This window comes from Mannheimia sp. ZY171111 (genome assembly GCF_017750945.1).
Classification (GTDB): Bacteria; Pseudomonadota; Gammaproteobacteria; order Enterobacterales; family Pasteurellaceae; genus Mannheimia; species Mannheimia pernigra.
The window spans coordinates 245,324-263,713 of the sequence record NZ_CP046532.1; the positions used below are offsets into that span (position 1 = coordinate 245,324).

The 18,390-nt window shown below is 35.9% G+C and carries 14 protein-coding genes and 1 pseudogene; 2 read left to right on the forward strand and 13 right to left on the reverse strand.

Annotation, left to right across the window (positions count from 1 at the left end):
- Window positions 1–236 precede the first annotated feature (236 nt).
- From GM698_RS01155 to GM698_RS01165, 3 genes are all read right to left on the reverse strand, one after another.
- Window positions 237–1,517, reverse strand: a complete 1,281-nt coding sequence (locus tag GM698_RS01155; RefSeq protein ID WP_209289510.1) for an NAD(P)/FAD-dependent oxidoreductase — start codon at window positions 1,515–1,517, stop codon at window positions 237–239.
- 153 nt (window positions 1,518–1,670) lie between these two features.
- Window positions 1,671–2,000 (reverse strand): thioredoxin, encoded by a 330-nt coding sequence (trxA, locus tag GM698_RS01160; protein ID WP_176808166.1) that lies wholly within the window; start codon window positions 1,998–2,000, stop codon window positions 1,671–1,673.
- A 139-nt stretch (window positions 2,001–2,139) separates the two neighbouring features.
- Complete coding sequence (locus tag GM698_RS01165; RefSeq protein WP_176812415.1) at window positions 2,140–3,438, reverse strand: uracil-xanthine permease family protein; 1,299 nt, start codon at window positions 3,436–3,438, stop codon at window positions 2,140–2,142.
- 425 nt (window positions 3,439–3,863) lie between these two features.
- Between GM698_RS01165 and GM698_RS01170 the strand changes: the two genes are divergently transcribed.
- The gene (locus GM698_RS01170) at window positions 3,864–4,043 is read left to right on the forward strand and encodes a hypothetical protein (protein ID WP_176809813.1); all 180 of its coding nucleotides are present in this window, start codon (window positions 3,864–3,866) and stop codon (window positions 4,041–4,043) included.
- Window positions 4,044–4,341: 298 nt separating this feature from the next.
- Here the strand turns inward: GM698_RS01170 and GM698_RS01175 are convergent, their stop codons facing one another.
- From GM698_RS01175 to GM698_RS01185, 3 genes are all read right to left on the reverse strand, one after another.
- On the reverse strand, window positions 4,342–4,983 hold the full coding sequence (locus tag GM698_RS01175) for an IS1595 family transposase (RefSeq protein WP_176812414.1): 642 nt from the start codon (window positions 4,981–4,983) through the stop codon (window positions 4,342–4,344).
- 380 nt (window positions 4,984–5,363) lie between these two features.
- Window positions 5,364–12,011: a S8 family serine peptidase gene (locus GM698_RS10715; RefSeq protein WP_305798199.1), complete on the reverse strand. Its 6,648-nt coding sequence runs from the start codon at window positions 12,009–12,011 to the stop codon at window positions 5,364–5,366.
- Window positions 12,012–12,019: 8 nt separating this feature from the next.
- On the reverse strand, window positions 12,020–12,682 hold the full coding sequence (locus GM698_RS01185; RefSeq protein WP_108925033.1) for a hypothetical protein: 663 nt from the start codon (window positions 12,680–12,682) through the stop codon (window positions 12,020–12,022).
- A gap of 257 nt (window positions 12,683–12,939) precedes the next feature.
- Between GM698_RS01185 and GM698_RS01190 the strand changes: the two are divergent.
- Window positions 12,940–13,214, forward strand: a pseudogene (locus tag GM698_RS01190) (transposase); the annotation flags it as partial.
- Between the two features lie 124 nt (window positions 13,215–13,338).
- Here GM698_RS01190 and GM698_RS01195 read toward each other — a convergent pair.
- The 7 genes from GM698_RS01195 to uvrC all read right to left on the reverse strand — a co-directional run bounded on the left by GM698_RS01195 (window position 13,339) and on the right by uvrC (window position 18,337).
- Window positions 13,339–13,761 (reverse strand): DUF6792 domain-containing protein, encoded by a 423-nt coding sequence (locus tag GM698_RS01195; RefSeq protein WP_176809811.1) that lies wholly within the window; start codon window positions 13,759–13,761, stop codon window positions 13,339–13,341.
- Between the two features lie 177 nt (window positions 13,762–13,938).
- Window positions 13,939–14,331, reverse strand: coding sequence for a hypothetical protein (locus GM698_RS01200; protein WP_245189275.1), 393 nt, complete (start codon window positions 14,329–14,331; stop codon window positions 13,939–13,941).
- Between the two features lie 93 nt (window positions 14,332–14,424).
- A complete protein-coding gene (locus tag GM698_RS01205) occupies window positions 14,425–14,847 on the reverse strand; it encodes a DUF6792 domain-containing protein (protein WP_209289511.1) in 423 nt (140 codons plus the stop codon).
- 17 nt (window positions 14,848–14,864) lie between these two features.
- Window positions 14,865–15,419: a hypothetical protein gene (locus GM698_RS01210; RefSeq protein WP_245189276.1), complete on the reverse strand. Its 555-nt coding sequence runs from the start codon at window positions 15,417–15,419 to the stop codon at window positions 14,865–14,867.
- Window positions 15,420–15,515: 96 nt separating this feature from the next.
- Window positions 15,516–15,836: a DUF6792 domain-containing protein gene (locus tag GM698_RS01215; RefSeq protein ID WP_209289512.1), complete on the reverse strand. Its 321-nt coding sequence runs from the start codon at window positions 15,834–15,836 to the stop codon at window positions 15,516–15,518.
- A 242-nt stretch (window positions 15,837–16,078) separates the two neighbouring features.
- Window positions 16,079–16,411: a hypothetical protein gene (locus GM698_RS01220; protein WP_245189277.1), complete on the reverse strand. Its 333-nt coding sequence runs from the start codon at window positions 16,409–16,411 to the stop codon at window positions 16,079–16,081.
- Window positions 16,412–16,501: 90 nt separating this feature from the next.
- Window positions 16,502–18,337, reverse strand: coding sequence for an excinuclease ABC subunit UvrC (gene uvrC, locus GM698_RS01225; RefSeq protein WP_209289513.1), 1,836 nt, complete (start codon window positions 18,335–18,337; stop codon window positions 16,502–16,504).
- Window positions 18,338–18,390 lie beyond the last annotated feature (53 nt).

The window sequence follows — 18,390 nt, forward strand, 5'->3', positions numbered from 1 at the left end:
AGTTACAAGCGGTCATATTTTGTTTAATTTTTGCAAATTCACAGTAGCATAGCGACTATCCTAGATAAATTGAAGGCAATCTTCTTAAATACACTGAACAGATTGACGAGTAAGTCATCAATTTTCCCAAATTGAGATAAAACCTGCTCACATTTTATTTCGTCATAAAAAATCTGCACCTTAATCAGCGGTTGTTTAGTCCCACTTTTAGGTGCAGATCAATAACGCGATGGATTTTAATGTAATTTCATTGTTGGTCGTAAAAAGCGATTAATTTGTCCGACCAAAACAATCAACACTGTTTTAAAATAACCATGCAATGCAACTTGATGCATTCTATATAGCGAAAGATACGCAAATCGGGCAATTTTACCTTCAATAAACATATCGCCACTGACTAAATTTCCCATTAAATTACCCACAGTACCAAATTTTGAAAATGAGAGTAACGATCCTTTGTCATTAAATCTAAACGCTTTCATCTCTTTCCCTTCAAGCGAGGCAACAATATTTTTACCGCATTGGGTTGCCATCTGATGAGCCGCCTGTGCTCTTGGTGGAATAGGTCTACCGTCTTGAATTAACGAGGCACAATCACCAATTACAAATACCGAATCATCCACCGTAGTTTGTAAGGTATCTTTGATCGCAATTTGGTTTAAATGATTAGTTTCAAAACCAAATGCACAGGTCATATCTGGGGCTTTCACCCCTGCTACCCACACCATAATATCTGCTTCGATCTTCTCGCCTAAACGCGTCATTAAGCCATCTGGACAAGCCTCGGTAATCATTGTACCTAAGCGTACCTCTACCCCAGCTTTTTTCAGCTCTCGAAATGCAGCAATAGAAATCCTTTCGGGTAAAGCAGGAATTAAACGAGGCCCAGCCTCAATGAGTGTCACTTTTAAACTAGCACGATTTAACTTACCGAAACCATACGAATTTAAGTTTTTAACAATATGATAAAGCTCAGCAGAAAGTTCAATACCTGTTGCGCCACCACCTACAATAGCAATTTTTACCTCTTTGTTTTCGCTATGAGAAAAACGCAAGAACAGCTCCATCATTCGCTTTTGGAGCGCTTTTGCTTGTTCTGAACCATCTAAGAAAACGCAATGCTTTGCAACGCCTTTCGTGCCAAAGTCATTAGATTTACTCCCAATTGCAATGACCAGTTTATCATAGCTAATATGACGTTCTTTCACTAATAATTGGCTTTGCTCGTTGTAAATAGGAGCCAGAGAAACCGATTTATTTTCTCTATCAACAGCTACTAAGGTGCCTTGTTGAAATTCAAAGCCGTGATTTTTTGCGTGAGCACGATAGCTTAATGCATCTACGCCTTCATCGAGTGTGCCTGTTGCGACTTCATGTAACAATGGTTTCCATAAGTGAGTAGCATTGCGATCGATTAAAATCACTTTTGCCTTTTTTTTACGCCCTAATTTTCGTCCTAGATAAGTTGCAAGCTCTAATCCGCCTGCACCTCCGCCTACAATGACAATCGTCTCCATAACAATACTCCCATTTAATGAAAACCTACTCGCTTAAGTCTGATATTATCATTTGCCTATAAAACAAGCGGTCTTTTTTGCTATTTTTTTTGCATACTGATCATTCAAGAAAAAACAGAGCGATAAATTCGCTCTGCTTCCGCTCTAATTTAATTATAGTGCTTGCTTAATAAATTCAGCCATTTGGGCGTGTGGAAGTGCACCAACTTGCTGAGCAATCACTTCGCCGTTTTTGAACAAGAGTAAAAACGGAATGCTACGTACACCGAACTGTGCAGCAACAGATGGATTTTCATCTACATTCATTTTAGCAATTTTCACTTTGCCCTCAAATTGTGCATCAACAGATAACTCGTCAAGCACAGGCCCGATCATACGGCAAGGCCCACACCAAGGTGCCCAAAAATCTAATAATACCGGCACATCTGATTTTAATACATCTTGTTCAAATGTCGCATCTGTTGTATGAATAACATTACTCATAAATTTTCCTTAAATATCTAACTAAAAAAGAAACGCCTCAACTGATACGAGTTAAGGCGTACAGCATTCGTTAAGATAGTGATTAATCAATCAAATTTCAAGTAAGATTTACCGATTACATCAATCACTATTCATTGTCTTATTCATTACTTTCATCTTTCGGCAAAATTAAATTTAAAATTAATGCAAATAATGAACCTACCGTAATACCCGAACCAAATACTTCTTTTACAAATGAAGGCAATTTATCTAATAGCTCAGGGCGAGTAGTTACCGCTAATCCACAACCAATTGAAATCGCAATAATTAACCCATTACGTTTAGAACGTTCCACTTTATCTAGCATTTGAATACCGGCTGAAATAATCATTGCAAACATCATTAGCCCTGCACCACCTAAAACTGGGCTTGGAATAGAGACAATCAATGCCCCAAACCAAGGGAAAATACCTGCTAATACTAATAAACACCCCATAATTGTTACGACATAACGGCTTGCAACACCCGTTAAAGAAATCACGCCAATATTTTGTGCAAAAGAAGAAAATGGCGTAGTAGACATAATTGCGGCAAATGCGGAACCTAATCCATCACACAATACACCACCACGTAAATGTTTACCCGAAATTTCCGTTTGAGTGGCATTTCCTAGGGCTAAAAAGTTACCGCTTGATTCTACAATCGTCACTAAATAAGCGATGCTCATACCAATAATGCCTGAAATTGGGAAGGCCAGACCAAAATGCAATGGTTGAGGAATAGCAACCACATCGGCTGATTTTATATTCTCAAAATTAATCCAACCTAATACTAAAGCCACAACATAGCCGACCATCATACCAATTACAATCGCAGCGGCTGAAAAAATGCCTTTCCCCCATTGCACTAAAACCACAACGAGCACTAATACAAAGGTTGCCATCGCAAGATTTGCAGGTTCCGCATAATGAGCATCCCCTCGCTGACCACCTGCGAACCAGTCTACTGCAACAGGAATTAAACTCAAGCCGATCATCATGACAACAACGCCTGTTACTACAGGTGGGAAAAGTTTACGCACATACGGCATAAAAAAGCTACCGATAATCATCACAAGAGAGCCAACTAACGAAGCCCCCATAATCCCAGCTACGCCGTGCTCACTAAAACCGATAGCAAGAGCCGCAGCGACAAAGGTAAAACTCGTCCCCATCACGCTAGGTAAACGTAAGCCGATAGGCCCAATTCCTTGACATTGAATAATGGTGACAATACCTGAAACCAATAACGCCGCATTAACCAAAACAATAATATCTGCTGCAGGTAGATTCAACACATTACCAATTACTAACGGAACAGCAATAATACCGCCCAACGCCGCCAGCAAATGTTGCGTAGCCAAAAGAAGAGTTAAGCCGAATGGCGGTTTGGAATCAACAGGATAAAGAATTTTTTGCATAGAGCCTCAAATATCTAAGAGAAGTAAAAATGGAGCGAATTATACGGATTTAAGCACAAATAAGCAAACGTTTGCGTAATTTTATTTATCATTGATATTAAATTACAAGCGGTTATTTTTAGGTTCTAATTACCAAACAATTGCCTGTAAATGGTTCAAATCAAGTAAGTAAAGAATATGTAATGATTTCGGCAGTAACGTTAGCTGGCTTTAGCCCAAAAGATTATTGAGTAATTGGTAGTAATGATGAAAAAATAGAGAATTAGTTTCGACAGCGCTTGATAATAATCCCTAAGCATTAACGCTAACTCAACAAAGCGAATTAATAGATAATGAGTCTTTTGACTTTGATAAAGATAAATCTATTTTAGAGAGTTGTTGAGCAATGAATACTGCTGATATGGAAGGCTATTTAATTAAGTCATATGTATTTTGAAAAAATTAAAAATAAAATCAAACAGTTACAATTAGCGTTTTCTCAACAAGAATTTTATAAATGGATTGATCAGGATCGTTTTCAGATTAAAGCAGAATATCAGCTTCCAAAAGAAATCAATCCAAAATATTTTGCAGACCTATTAAGTTATAGCTTATATGAAAAATAAGCAGGAATGAAGGGGAGTCTACTGTAATTTCTCAAGTAATTAGTTCTGGAAATATTGTTTTGTGGCATAGAATTGCTAAAAAAGAAAAGGTTATAGTTTTAAAATCAGTGGGGTTGTCAATCATTACCCTGACTACCTAATTTTAACTAAGAAAAATATAAATTCAGATATTTTATAGCGTTTTTATCAGAACCAATGGAGATGACCAAATCATTAGATGATTTAATTGAAAGCATATCTTATTTTTAAATTAGGGGCTGTCCTAGATAACTAGCTTAGGGGCTGTAGTAGATTAGCCCTAAATCTCACACCATTTTCGCAACGTTTTGAGCTGTTCTTTTGGTGTACCAAAGTTAAACCGAAATTCACATTCCTTCAAGAATAAAGGGAAATTTTTTCGGTTAATTCCGTTATATTTTCGGAGTACTCGCTTCGCTTGATTCCAAAAATTCTCTATTCCGTTAATATGATTTTGATTTTCAGCGAAGTACGGGCTGTGGTTGATACGAAAATGATTAAATTCACTCACATCAAGTACATCATAACTTCGGTAAAAATCGGTGTAAACAATGCTGTCTGGTTTCACCTTTTCCCGAATAATCGGCAAAAGTGTGGCAGATTGTGTGTTCGGTACGACAACGGTATAAACCTTGCCGTCACGCTTTAAAAGCCCGAATACGGCGGTTTTACCCGCTGCACCACGACCTCGTTTACCTTTGCGAGCACCACCGAAATAGCTTTCGTCCGCTTCAATTTCACCCTCAAACATTTCCAAATGAGGGCTATGTTGATAGATGAGCAATCGCAAACGGTGAAAGTAATAGGCTGCGGTGGTTTTGTTTACATTTACCAACTCAGCCGCTGTTCGAGCAGTTACGCCTGCCACAAACAACTCGATGAGTTTATGCTGTTTGTACTGACTTAGACGACTTTTTCTCATTGGGTTATCTTAACCTAAATGGGAGTTTTAGTCGTTATCTAGGACAGCCCCTTAAATTATAATAATTAGATATTTTGAAGATCAAAATTTTAGTTTATCCACTTACTCACAAAGGAACACTATATTAAATTTCTAAAAAATACGGTACTTGTACTTGCTATAGGCGATGCTTTTATTTTGTCAGTTTGTGCCGATATGGAGAATTTTATCAATAAGCTTGAACCGACTCCAGTCACTGCATCTAGTAATAAAGTAGAAGAGCTTTCTTTTGCACAGTATCTTACTGATATTACTATTAATGAATCTTACCTTCCTCATCAAATAAAAAGTCTCACCATATTTTTCAAGAACACAGTGAGGCTTTAAAGAATTAATAAAAATTATGTCCAATTAGCAGCTAGAATTGGCTCTAATTTTGTTTTGACTGCATGCGGTAATGAAATCTGTCCTGCTGATGGTAGGGAAAACGCTGCCATTGCACTGACCAGTTTATCTACACTAGCATGGTTTAAAGACTTATTATTTGCAGCTACAAAATTTTCTACTTTATAATTCTTACCATACCAATCAGAAATAACTACTTTATCCTGAGTACCAATAACACTGACTTCTAAATCCATATTTAATTTACGGAACCAAAGTTGATTATGGTTTATATTAGTAAAACGTAACATGTCACTGCCTTGCTCATCATAGATGGTATCGATGCCATCACCTCTATTGAAATGATAAGTATCATTTCCTGAACCGCCCATTAAGAAGTCATTCCCGCGCATACCATTTAGAGAATCATTACCACCATAACCAATCAATCGATTATTTCCCGAGTTGCCTTTAAGAGAATTATTGGTATCATTCCCCGTTGCAGAAACATGTGCGTTACCAATTAACTCTACATGCTCTACATTTTCAGGTAAGGTATAAGAGACCGATGAAATAACAGTGTCAGTCCCATGATTAGCTTTCTCAATCACTTTATCAAGGTGAGAATCAACGACATAGGTATCATTACCCAAGCCACCAATCATTGTATCAAACCCAGCCTTACCATCCAGTCTATTATTACCTGAATTACCTACCAAACGATTATTTTCGCTATTTCCAATAGCGTTAATTGCAGCATTACCTAGCAGTTGAATCTCTTCAACATAGTTAGGTAATGTATAACTGACAGAAGATTTGACTATGTCGTATCCTCCATCCTTAATTTCTAGCACGTTGTCGCCTACATTATCAACAATATAGGTATCATCGCCAAATTCACCAGACATACTATCAGCACCTGATCGCCCATCTATCAGATTACCTATCGCATTTCCTTTTAGAGTATCGTTACTATTAGTTCCGGCAATAGTATGAACTAATTGAGGTAATTCTGCTTGTTCTTTGGAAAAGATAAACATCTCAGCTTTCAACTGATCAGGCTTAATGCCTTTTACTGTCACATATTGTGTACCTGCTTTAGGCTCACCTAGCCAGATTCTTGTATATTGTTCATTATTAACGCTAAATCCATAAAAGTTGATAGTAGTCACACCTTTAAACTGAGAAATATCAATTTTCTCATTTTTGTCATTGATATCAAAATCCCAAATGAGATTCTTCAACAGCCCTTTAGATGCGTTTGGAGACGTGTCTTTAACTACAATAAATCTATCACTTCCCTTACCACCTTCTGCTCTTGCCCAACTGAACTCAACATTATTGTATTGATTTAGTGTCGTATATTGTTGGTTACGATAAGTTGATGATAGTGCCGCATCATCACCTTCTAAGTACAAAACATCATTACCTGCACCACCACCAAGATAGTCAGAGCCAGCTCCACCATAGAGCGTATCGTTACCTCCGCCACCTAAAATACGATCATCACCATCATTACCGTATAGTGTATCATTGCCACCTGTGGCAGAATCCGCAGAATGCTCACCGACGATGACATCATTACCTCTTCCCCCTCGAAGGATATCATCACCATTACCCCCGAACAGGCGATCTTCACCTTCTGTTCCCCAGAAAGCCACACCAAAATCAGGTAGAGCAACTTCAGCATTATCATTCGAGAATCCATAGCCACCAGCTTGATTTAACCAATAAGGCTTAAACACCTCTGTAGTTACCACAATATTGTTATTAGTTAATCTATTAGCTTGTACATTATTCAGTCGAACTGTTTGGCCATTGCCTAAAGAAATAAGGGTGTCATTCCCCTGCTGCTGTTTAGATAAATTAAAGGATTCAAATCCAGTAAAGACTAAACGATCAGTACCCACGCTAAAATCAGTAATCACATCCTGACTATTTAATTTCTTCTCAATAATGAAAGTGTCATTTCCCTGATCTCCTGTCAATGTATTATTGCCTAGACCTCCCACTAGAACATCATTACCCTGTAAACCAACTAGGGTATCATGGCCTCGCCCACCAATAAGTATATTAGCAGCATTATTTCCAGTGAGTTTATCGTTGTAATCTCCTCCTGTCACATTTTCTATCTGTTGAGGATTTGTAATTGTCAACGCTTTTCCTGCTAAATCAGCTTTGCCTGTTGAGAGATTTACTTCAATAACACCATCCATAGCAGCCGCATTAATAGTGTCTATTCCACCATTCGTATCATTCAATGTATCGGCCGCTTGGTTGTTATGGAACTCATCCGTATATACATAAGTATCACCAGATCCATAAGCCCGTCCATAGAAACTCAATGACCAATCATGTAACGTTCCCGTGCTTCCTGTAGCAACATCAAAAACTTGTAATTTCCATTGCCCATTAGGATTCTCTCCTTTTAATAAGGTGGTATTGAATGTGTAATTTAATGTGGATGACTCCCCAAATTTAATATCTCCCATCGGATTGTCATCTTTAGGATCTTTTCCAGGTCTATTCATTAAGATAGATTCTGTGCCTGACGGAGAAATTAATTTAATAATTAAATCACTGGCTCTGGTATGTGTCAGATTGACTTTAACTGCTACATTTTCGAGTAACATGGAAAAATTCGAAACGTCTACCGAAAATTGTCTGCCGTTATTATCTGTTATAGCCTGATTAACTTTTCCTGATTTGTAGATATCCTCTAGTTTAACTTCATTTTCATAAGTATGTTGAGTATTCCAATCTTGAGCTAATCTTACCGCTGCTTGAGCATCTATTACTCCATAACCATAATCGTGACTTACATGCATGCCTGTACCATTCCAGTTCTTAGCACCATTACGTTGCCACTTGCTATCCGTTACTCCTTTTGTTGTCGCCGTAAGGGCAAGAATTTCTTGAATATCACGATATCCAAGGTAAGGATTTGCCTCAAGCATTAGTGCAATTACACCTGAAACAATAGGTGCAGAGAAACTTGTTCCATTATTACGGGCATACTCTTGCCCCAATGTTGAACCATTTTCGTTCACAATCTCACGAGAACTTGAATAGGCATCAGAACCATGGGCTGTGACTAAAACACTTGCACCTTGATTTGAATAGAAGGCAATTTTAGTCTCAAATTGTCTATTCTGCTCAGCAGATGCCACTGCAATTCCATATCTGACATTAGTCAATTCAGAATAATTAGTATTTCCGCCTTTTTGTCTATCGTTACCTGCAGAATTGACTATAACTGTCCCTAAACCATTACGCCCCTCTATCAAAGCTGGTTTATAAATATCAAAAATTGTTTTGCTTTTATCGGAAAACTTAATTTGTTGCTTAAAGTTTTGATTATGCCCCCAACTATGGTTCGCAATATCATAGTTTTTCATCTGATCCAAACTAGAAACATTTGCTCCAACCCAATAGCTTGCTACTGTGGCATCATAAGCAACACCAACCCCACCTTCCCCATTACGTTCGGCAACCATAATACCCGCAACTTCTGTAGCATGTTTACTAAAGACCTTATCTTCTTCTTGGCGTTTATATTCGTAGTCATGTAACCATTTTTTATCAATCTTATTACGTAATTCAGGATGTCGGTAGTCCGCAACTTCTTCTGCTACAGAGAATGGACCACTTGGCTCAAACTGTCCTATACGAATTTTTTTACCTGTATAATGATTCCATACAGGTGCAATATTATTCGCTTCCAAATAATACTGGCGAATGATATCAGGATCAGAAGGTAGTGAAGGCGGAACAAGATAAACTTTACCTGTTAACTCACCGCTACCAACAGTTTGAATTGCTTTAGTCCCTTTTGAGTCTTTAATAGAATATTCAAAACTCGCAATGCCTTTAAATCCTTTTGCTGGTGTAAACTCAATGTCTCCATTGGGTAGTTCTTTAATAGTACCGCCTCGAATATTGGACGCTTGATAAATGATGATTTTATCACCCTGTAGATCAATATCATTTTTCAGCAATTGAGCTGGCTTAATGATATAGGGACGTGAACCATCAAAAGCCTGACCTTTACTATCTTGGTAAAGAATATCCTCTACAGGCGTTGGATTTTCCCATTCTAAATTTACGGTAGGAACAGCATAACCCGTAATATCTTTAAAATTCATCATTTCAATATTACGCAAAAAGTCTGTGCCATCACGCCCCTGTGTTTTATCACTCACAAGGATACCATCTCCCATTTTGGTAATTTTATAATCTGCAAAATTGCCAGAAAATTCGGCAATATCAAGACCTTCACCACCGTCTAAATAATCATCTCCTCCCTCTCCAAGCAAAGTATCATTTCCTTGCCCACCATATAATAAGTCATCATCAGAACCACCAAATATGACATCGTCACCATCATCACCAAACAAACGGTCATTACCACGATGCCCTCGTATTAAATCTTTTCCTGCATTACCCGAAATAAAATCATCGCCGTTTTCGCCTGATAACGCATCATTGGCAATACTACCCACAATCACATCATTACCATCACCACCACGCACAAACACAGAGCTATTGCCTGAAGATACAAATGTATCATTCCCCCTTCCACCGTGGGCAATTTCAATTTCAGCTTTGCCTAAGTCGAGAGAGACTGGCTTATCACCAACAACCTGAACAATATCATCTCCTTTGCCACCGTGTATATTTTCAGGTAAATCATCTCCATCAATCAGTAATACATCATCGCCATCTCCGCCATGGAAGGTATCTGAACCACCTCCACCAGCTAGCCAGTTATTTTGAGCATCACCACGTAAAATATCATTACCGTTGCCTGCTTGGATATTTGTGACGCCAAGCTGCCGTGCATTTAAATCTCGATTTTGATTATCAGTTGCAGTAAAACTACTTGTTCCAGCAATTAGTCCAGAACCTTCTGTAACCGTTTTCTTCCCTCCTGCGACATTAGTAATTGTATGGCCACGTGGATTCGCAAGAAAATTTACAGCAACTGCTTCTTGTTTTTTACCATTGCGAGTAAAGTTTCCCTTCGCTAACAGCTCATTGCCGCTGAAGAGTTGTCCTCCCATTTCTTGATATGTCAAATCAATTGCAGTAATTCCAAGACTAGAAAGTGTTTGCAACTCACCCGAATCGGTAAGACCATTATGGTTTTTATCTTGCCAAATTCTAACTTTATTAAAATCAGTATCTTTGCTATCAAAAATATTATCCTTATTCGAGTCTAATGTTCTTAATGCTTCAAATCCATTCTTAAACCGTTTTTCACCACTTTCACCGTTACGGCCAGCCTTTCCTGCATAATATTCAGAGAACACTTCTGACATATTATCAATTTTGCTATTATTATTTAGGTCTCTAACTAATAATCCATCTTGATGGCTGAGCCAGCCTGTTTCCTCCAAGGAACCACCATCGTTATCAATATCAAATAGTACAGGCTTATCATTATAACTTACAGCTTTAGCGCCATCGTCATTTAAATCAAGGATTAAAGGATCTACAGGTATATTTGGTCGGTTTCCCAAAGAACGATTAAGCATAATGGTTTCATATTGGTTAGACCAAAATTTCGGTTGGTACTTCGGAATATTAATAGCGTCTTTTGATAAATTATAATTAGCCCAACGAAAGTTATCGGTTAACATATTTGACATACTGATAGACTTGGGATCGATCAAGGCATTCAAAGTTTCTTTATTTACGCCAATTTGTTTATGTTTAGTTGCATCAAAAAATTCCGGATTGTTAATTAATGGAGTGCTTCTATTTGTAGTAATATCAAATTTATTTTTCTGTGCCAAACCATAATTAGGCCAATACTGACTTGAATAGTTCTGTAATCCTTTCTCGCTATTTCTTAAAAAATTATTGAGCCTTTCTAGAGCTAGGATGTTAGCACTAACACTATAAAGAAACGCTTGTTGAGATAACGGCATGACGTATTGATGCATAAGAAGTTCATTCCCTCTGACAGCCAATGCACCAGTATTCCATTCTTTTGAGAAAACAGTTTCCCTCTTATATTTTTGTAAAATAGAACCATACTCACTTATTGATATATCTTTGAACAATTCATTCTCTTTTCTATCCTCAATAAACTTTAATTTTACTATATGATCATTTCCATAACTTAATAAGTTTTTTAAAGCCAGATTAAGGTACTTATTGACATTGGTGCTATTATAATCATAATTATCATCCTTTATACTTACGCTATAATTTTTAACCCCTACTGGATTTCCTTTTGAGTCAATAACATAACGGATGTTTTTTGTATCCAATAGCGCTTCAAATGAACCAAAAACCAAACTTCTTTTTGCATAATCTGCGGAATTAGTATTTATATTGTAGTTCAAAAATGATCTAATTCCCAGCCTGGCATCTTCTTTATTAGAAGCTACAGTATAAATAAGCTCAACTATATCATTATGAGTTAACTCAATATTTCCAGATTTTCCTAAGGTATATTTAGAAAAATCAATCTTATCTCCATTATCCTTTATGCCAGACATAAACTTATCAATAACACCAAAGCTAGCCGCTGATACAAGCCTACCATGTCCATTTTTCATGATATCGCTCATTAAAAACATAACTTCTGCTAATTTTTTATCCTGTGCATCAAGTACTATTTTATCATATTCTTGATTCATCTTAATTATAGTCATATTCAATCCTAATTATTAGTAGAAATCTCATACTCATTAAAGTTAATAACTTCACCACATTGATTTAAAGGATAATATCTTTTTTCGGAAAGTCCATCGTATGATGGCACTTTAAGCAAATCAATATCCAAGCGATAATGATACCCTTGAATTATGTTTGTTAAGGATTTTACATTTACCAACAACACATCCTTCTTAATCAAAAAACTATCCAGATTGTAAAGCTCTAAGTGAGTTCCCCTATGATTTATAACTGAATGATCAATAAGACTTCCCACTTCAACTCCCTCCACAACTTTGGCATTCAAATCTCTAAAAAAGTCACTAAGATCTAGCTTCATTACTTTTATTAGATTACCTGAGTCATCTTCAATTAGTATATTATCGCTATAATTATATATATAATCATGCAACTTATACTCTAATTTATAAATATCTATTTTAGGAGAAACCCATATTTCACACTCTTGATCATACCTGCAACTTTCATATTTATTTTTTCTTTTCTCTCTATCCTCTTTCATTTTCTCAAAAAAACTATTTATAGAGTGATTCACATCTACTTCATTACGGTTAAAACACTCCACCTTATCATATGAATAGCAATTACTAATAATTAATATAAAACACAATAACAGATAGAGGTATTCTTTATGTTCAAAACTCTTCATAATTTATTATCTAAAACTTCTTTATACACTTATCCTGATTTCCACTTCAAATTCTAGTTAACAGCTTATATTTATACCACGCTAGATATTAACTATTGTACGAAAAATTAATTTTACAAAAATTGGTTAAGAGGTTACTCATAAATAATGACTAAATTTCTTATTTAGTTTAAGATAACGCCATGATAAAAGTCTCCTAAAATAGCACAAACTTTTCGAGCTCTTCGTCGCAGGGGTAATAGCAGCGGATGCCGCAGATAATTCGCAAACAAGTGAAGCCCAACAGCATTGTCTATACAGATTTCTACACAAGTTACGTTACGACATACTAGACATACTAAATGTGAGTGAATTTCACTATTTTCGCATCAATTACAGCATATACTTTGCAGAAAATCATAATCACATCAATAAAATTGAGAATTTTTAGAACTAAGCCAAACTCCATTTACGCAGGTTTAACGACACCTCTAAAGCTCATTTTGAGCTGTATTTGAGGAAGTGCGAATGGCGTTTTAATCACAGTAACTAACAAAATCAAATTTCCATTTTAAAACAGATTGGTTAAAGGAGCTTTAATCTAGTTATCTAGGTTAGTCACCAAGTTAATTCCTCATAGAACAAATCCTAGCAAAGAAAATGTGAATAAAAAATAACTAAATATTGATTCTGTGATCTACTTCATATTTTTTATAGCCTACATTGATAAAATTTCCTTTAATATTTCCATTACGAATATTCTCATCAACAAAAGCTTTGGCATCCATTAATTGACGGTAAGGTAATCCTGTTGTTACCAAAATACCATCTTCTAGCCAATCAGCCCCTGTTTTAATTTCTGTTCCCCTATGTAACACAAACATCTCATTTGTTTTTTTATTCTTAACAATAGTTCCAGAATAACCATTAGAAGTGTTTGGCTTGTGAGCTATTAGTTCATAGGTATTAGTAAATTCTTGAGTTTGTGATTCCGGTATTTCTGCTATAATTAATGCGTCTTGAATAGAATTAGCATTAGTTATATTTTCTAATTTTGCATATGAAACAGCCGCCAATAAAGCTAAATTATCATTAGACATATTACCTCCTAAGCTTAAAGTAAAAAGTTTTCTAATAATTTGTAAGCTTGTGCAATACCATCTTCCTTACAATAAAACTGACCAGAAAAAAAATATTATTACCATGCCCAAAAATCATATTATATTGAACAATTTTTTTCTTTATATTATTATCATAAAGTATAAATGTATTGTGACCTAAAATATTTTTAGGATATATATATAAGAATATATATTAATGTTAGGGTATTTATTATTTATAGCTCTAAGTTTATGTTCTTTTCCATAGAAGTTTACTCTTGTTTGATATGAATTTCTATTTTGCACAAGAAAAGGGGTGTCAATAAATCTACTTTCAAGTATAGGATAAGGTATCCATTCAGTATCTTTTAATGATTCATTAACCCCAGATAGCTTTCTCCACTCTTCAGGGGTTAAAAACACCTCTATTTCTTTTCCCTCCCACATTTTACAACGAATAGGGGTAGCAATAAGCATTATTATCATCTGGTGAAACAAAAATAAGAATATACCTAAAGAGATATAACAGAATCGATGTTTTAAAAAGTGTTGCTTTAGCTTACTCATCATAAAATCTCGCTATCATTTTTATGCTAAATCCTAAACATAGGGGATAGGATGATTATGGGTGGCGTTTATAGCACACCCAATAAGTTTAATACATCACCACATATTGAATTTGTGATCTACTTCATATTTTTTATAGCCTACATTGATAAAATTTCCTTTAATATTTCCATTACGAATATTCTCATCAACAAAAGCTTTGGCATCCATTAATTGACGATAAGGTAATCCTGTTGTTACCAAAATACCATCTTCTAGCCAATCAGCCCCTGTTTTAACTTCTGTTCCCCTATGTAACACAAACATCTCATTTGTTTTTTTATTCTTAACAATAGTTCCTGAATAGCCATTAGAGGTGTTTGTTTTGTGAGCAATTAGTTCATAGGTATTAGTAAATTTTTCGACTTGTGTAGTAGACATTTCTCTTGTTAATGCCTCCTGAAAGCGCTGAGGATCTTTAATAACGCTAAAATCAACGTAAGAAGCCGCAGCCAATAACGCCATATTATCATTAGACATTTTCATTCCTCCTAGATTTAATGTAAATATGTATCCAGTAATTCATCAGACTCTGAAATACTATTTTCATTACAGGGGATACGGCCTGAAAAAAAAGGGCTTTTAGGATATCCTGTAATGTAATTATATTGAACAATAATTTTTTGCAGTTTGTGATCATATAAAATAAATGTATTATGACCAAACATCTTTGTTGTGTTGATATATATATATTGATTTAAATAAGGATATTTACTGTTTACTGTGAATAAGAAATGCCTATTGCCATTAAAATTCATTTCTGGTTGGTACAACCCTTGATTTTTTATAAAGAAAGGATCCTTTTCCGACTTGCCTTCAACAGTAGAATAATATATCCATTCAGTATCTTTTAACGACTCATTAACACCTGATAACGTTCTCCATTCTTCTGGTGTTAAAAATACCTCTACTTCTTTACCCTCCCACATTTTACAACGAATAGGGGTGGCTATGAGTGCTATTATCATTTGATGAAATGCAAATAAGAATAACCCTAGAGAGATATAACAGAATCGGTGTTTTAAAAAGTGTTGCTTTAGCTTACTCATCATAAAATCTCACCATTATTTTTATGCTAAATACTAAACATAGGGGATAGGGTGATTATCGCTGGCGTTTATAGCACACTCAATAAGTTTAATACATCATCAAATATTGAATTTGTGAGCTACTTCATATTTTTTATAGCCTACATTGATAAAGTTTCCTTTAATATTTCCATTACGAATATTCTCATCAACAAAAGCTTTGGCACCTATTAATTGACGATAGGGTAATCCTGTTGTAACCAAAATACCATCCTCTAGCCAATCAGCCCCTGTTTTAATTTCTGTTCCCCTATGTAACACAAACATCTCATTTGTTTTTTTATTCTTAACAATAGTTCCTGAATAACCATTAGAAGTGTTTGGTTTATGAGCAATTATGTCATAAATATTAGTAAATTTTTCAGCTTGTGCTGTAGACATTTCTTATATTAATGCATTTTGAAGAGCATCAAGATTTTTGATATCTTTAAAATTAGCATATGAAGCGGCCGCCAATAAAGCCATATTATCATTAGACATTTATGTTTCTCCGAAATTTAGTGAAAATATGTCTTTAGTAATTCATCAGACTCTGAAATACTACTGTCATTACAGGGGATACGAGCTGAGAAAAAAGGATTTTTAGGATATCCTGTAATGTAATTATATTGCACAATAATTTTTTACAGTTTTTTATCATATAAAATAAATGTATTATGACCAAACATCTTTGTTGTGTTGATATATGTATATTTATTCAAGTAGGGATATTTACTATTTACTGAATTTAGGAAATGTCTATTGCCATTAAAATTCATTTCTCGTTGGTACACCCTTGATTTTTTATAAAAAAGGTTCTTTTCTGCTTTTCCTTCAGTAATTGGATAATGAATCCATTCGGTATTTTTTAATGACTCATTAACACCTGATAACTTTCTCCATTCTTCTGGTGTTAAAAACACATCTACTTCTTTGCCCTCCCACATTTTACAACGAATAAGGGTGGCAATAAGCATTATTATCATTTGGTGAAATAAAATTTAGGTCTTTGTGCAACTGCTACGTAATAACGAAAAATTTCTAAAAAATAACCGCTTGTCTATTACCTAACTATTTTTCAAAGTATCAAAAATCACGTCTGCCAATGCTTTGGAAATGCCTGGCACACTTTGAATTTCTTCAAGAGTAGCATTTTTTACGCCTTGCATACCGCCTAAATATTTCAATAAGGCTTGGCGACGCTTAGCCCCTACCCCTGCAATACTTTCTAAACCGCTCTCAGTAAAGGCTTTTTGACGTTTTTTACGATGGGCATTGATAGCGTGATTGTGAGCCTCATCTCGAATATGCTGAATTAAATGCAATGCTGGACTGTCAGGCGGCAAATTAATTTCTTTATCCCATTTACTGATGATTAAGGTTTCCAACCCTGCTTTACGTTCTACGCCTTTTGCTACACCAATCAAAAGAGGCTTTGATTTGTCCCATTCCACATTAAGGTTAGCAAAAGTCTCCAATGCCCGATTGAGCTGACCTTTACCACCATCAATAAAAATAATATCAGGGATTTTTTCAGGCGGCTGGGCTCTATCGTAACGCTTCAATAGTGCTTGCTCCATTGCAGCATAATCATCGCCAGGTGTAATACCTTCAATGTTAAAACGGCGATAATCCGATTTCAAAATACCATTTTCATCAAATACCACGCAAGCAGCCACGGTTTGATTACCCATCGTGTGGCTAATATCAAAACATTCCATTCTGGTTATTTTTTCGAGATTTAGCACCGCTTGTAACGCCTCATAGCGAGTGTGAATTCGCTCCTCTTGCTTTAACTGAACATTGAGTGCTGCCATTGCATTAGTTTGAGCTAACGCAAGATAGCGTCCTTTTTCTCCCCGCACTTTATTTAAAATCGTCACTTTGTGCCCTGCTTGCTGAGAAAGCACCGCTTCCAGTGCTATTTTTTCACTTACCGCTTGGTCAATGACAATCTGATTTGGAATGGTACGATGTTGGTTCATCTGCAAATAAAACTGCCCAATAAAGGTATCGCTCAGCTCAGCAAGTTCAGTATGATTCGGCACTTTGGGAAAATAGCTTCGATTGCCTAACACTTTGCCTTGCCGCACAAAGAGAATATGCACACAAGCAATTCCATATTGATAAGCAATTGATATAAAATCCAAATCATCCCAACGGTCGGTGGTAATTGACTGTTTTTCCATTACTTCACGCACAAGTTGAATCTGATCTCGATAACGTGCTGCCATCTCAAACTCAAGATTTTCAGCCGCACTTTCCATTTTCCCGATCAGATACTCAACCACTTGATGATCTTTGCCTTGTAAAAAAAGTCGAACTAATTTGACTTGGTTATTGTATTCCTCTTGCGTACAGTAACCCTCAACACAAGGAGCAAGGCAACGTCCAATTTGATATTGCAAGCAAGGGCGAGAACGATTTTTGTAGTAACTATCTTCACATTGACGCACAGGAAAAATCTTTTGTAACAAATAGAGCGTTTCTCGCACTGCGGTAGCATTTGGGTAGGGCCCAAAATATTCACCGCTCATTTTTTTGCTGCCTCGAAAACTGGTGACACGAGGATGCGGGTGCTTTGTAAGCAAAATATAAGGATAGGCTTTGTCATCACGTAGAAGCACATTATATTTGGGCTGATTTTCTTTAATATAGTTGTGTTCTAGCAGCAACGCTTCTGTTTCAGAATGGGTAAGTGTCGTCTCAATATGAGCAATATGAGACACTAATGCTTCGGTTTTACGATTGGGTAAATTCGCACGGAAATAGCTAGATAAACGCTTTTTTAAATCTTTGGCTTTACCCACATAGATAATGGTTCCCGTGCCATCATACATACGATAAACACCTGGTTGATGAGGGACATCGGCAAGAAAAGATTTGGCATTAAATTCGGACATTAGGCTTAATGAACTTCAGAGTATGCAATGCTAGGAATGCCTATAATTGCAAA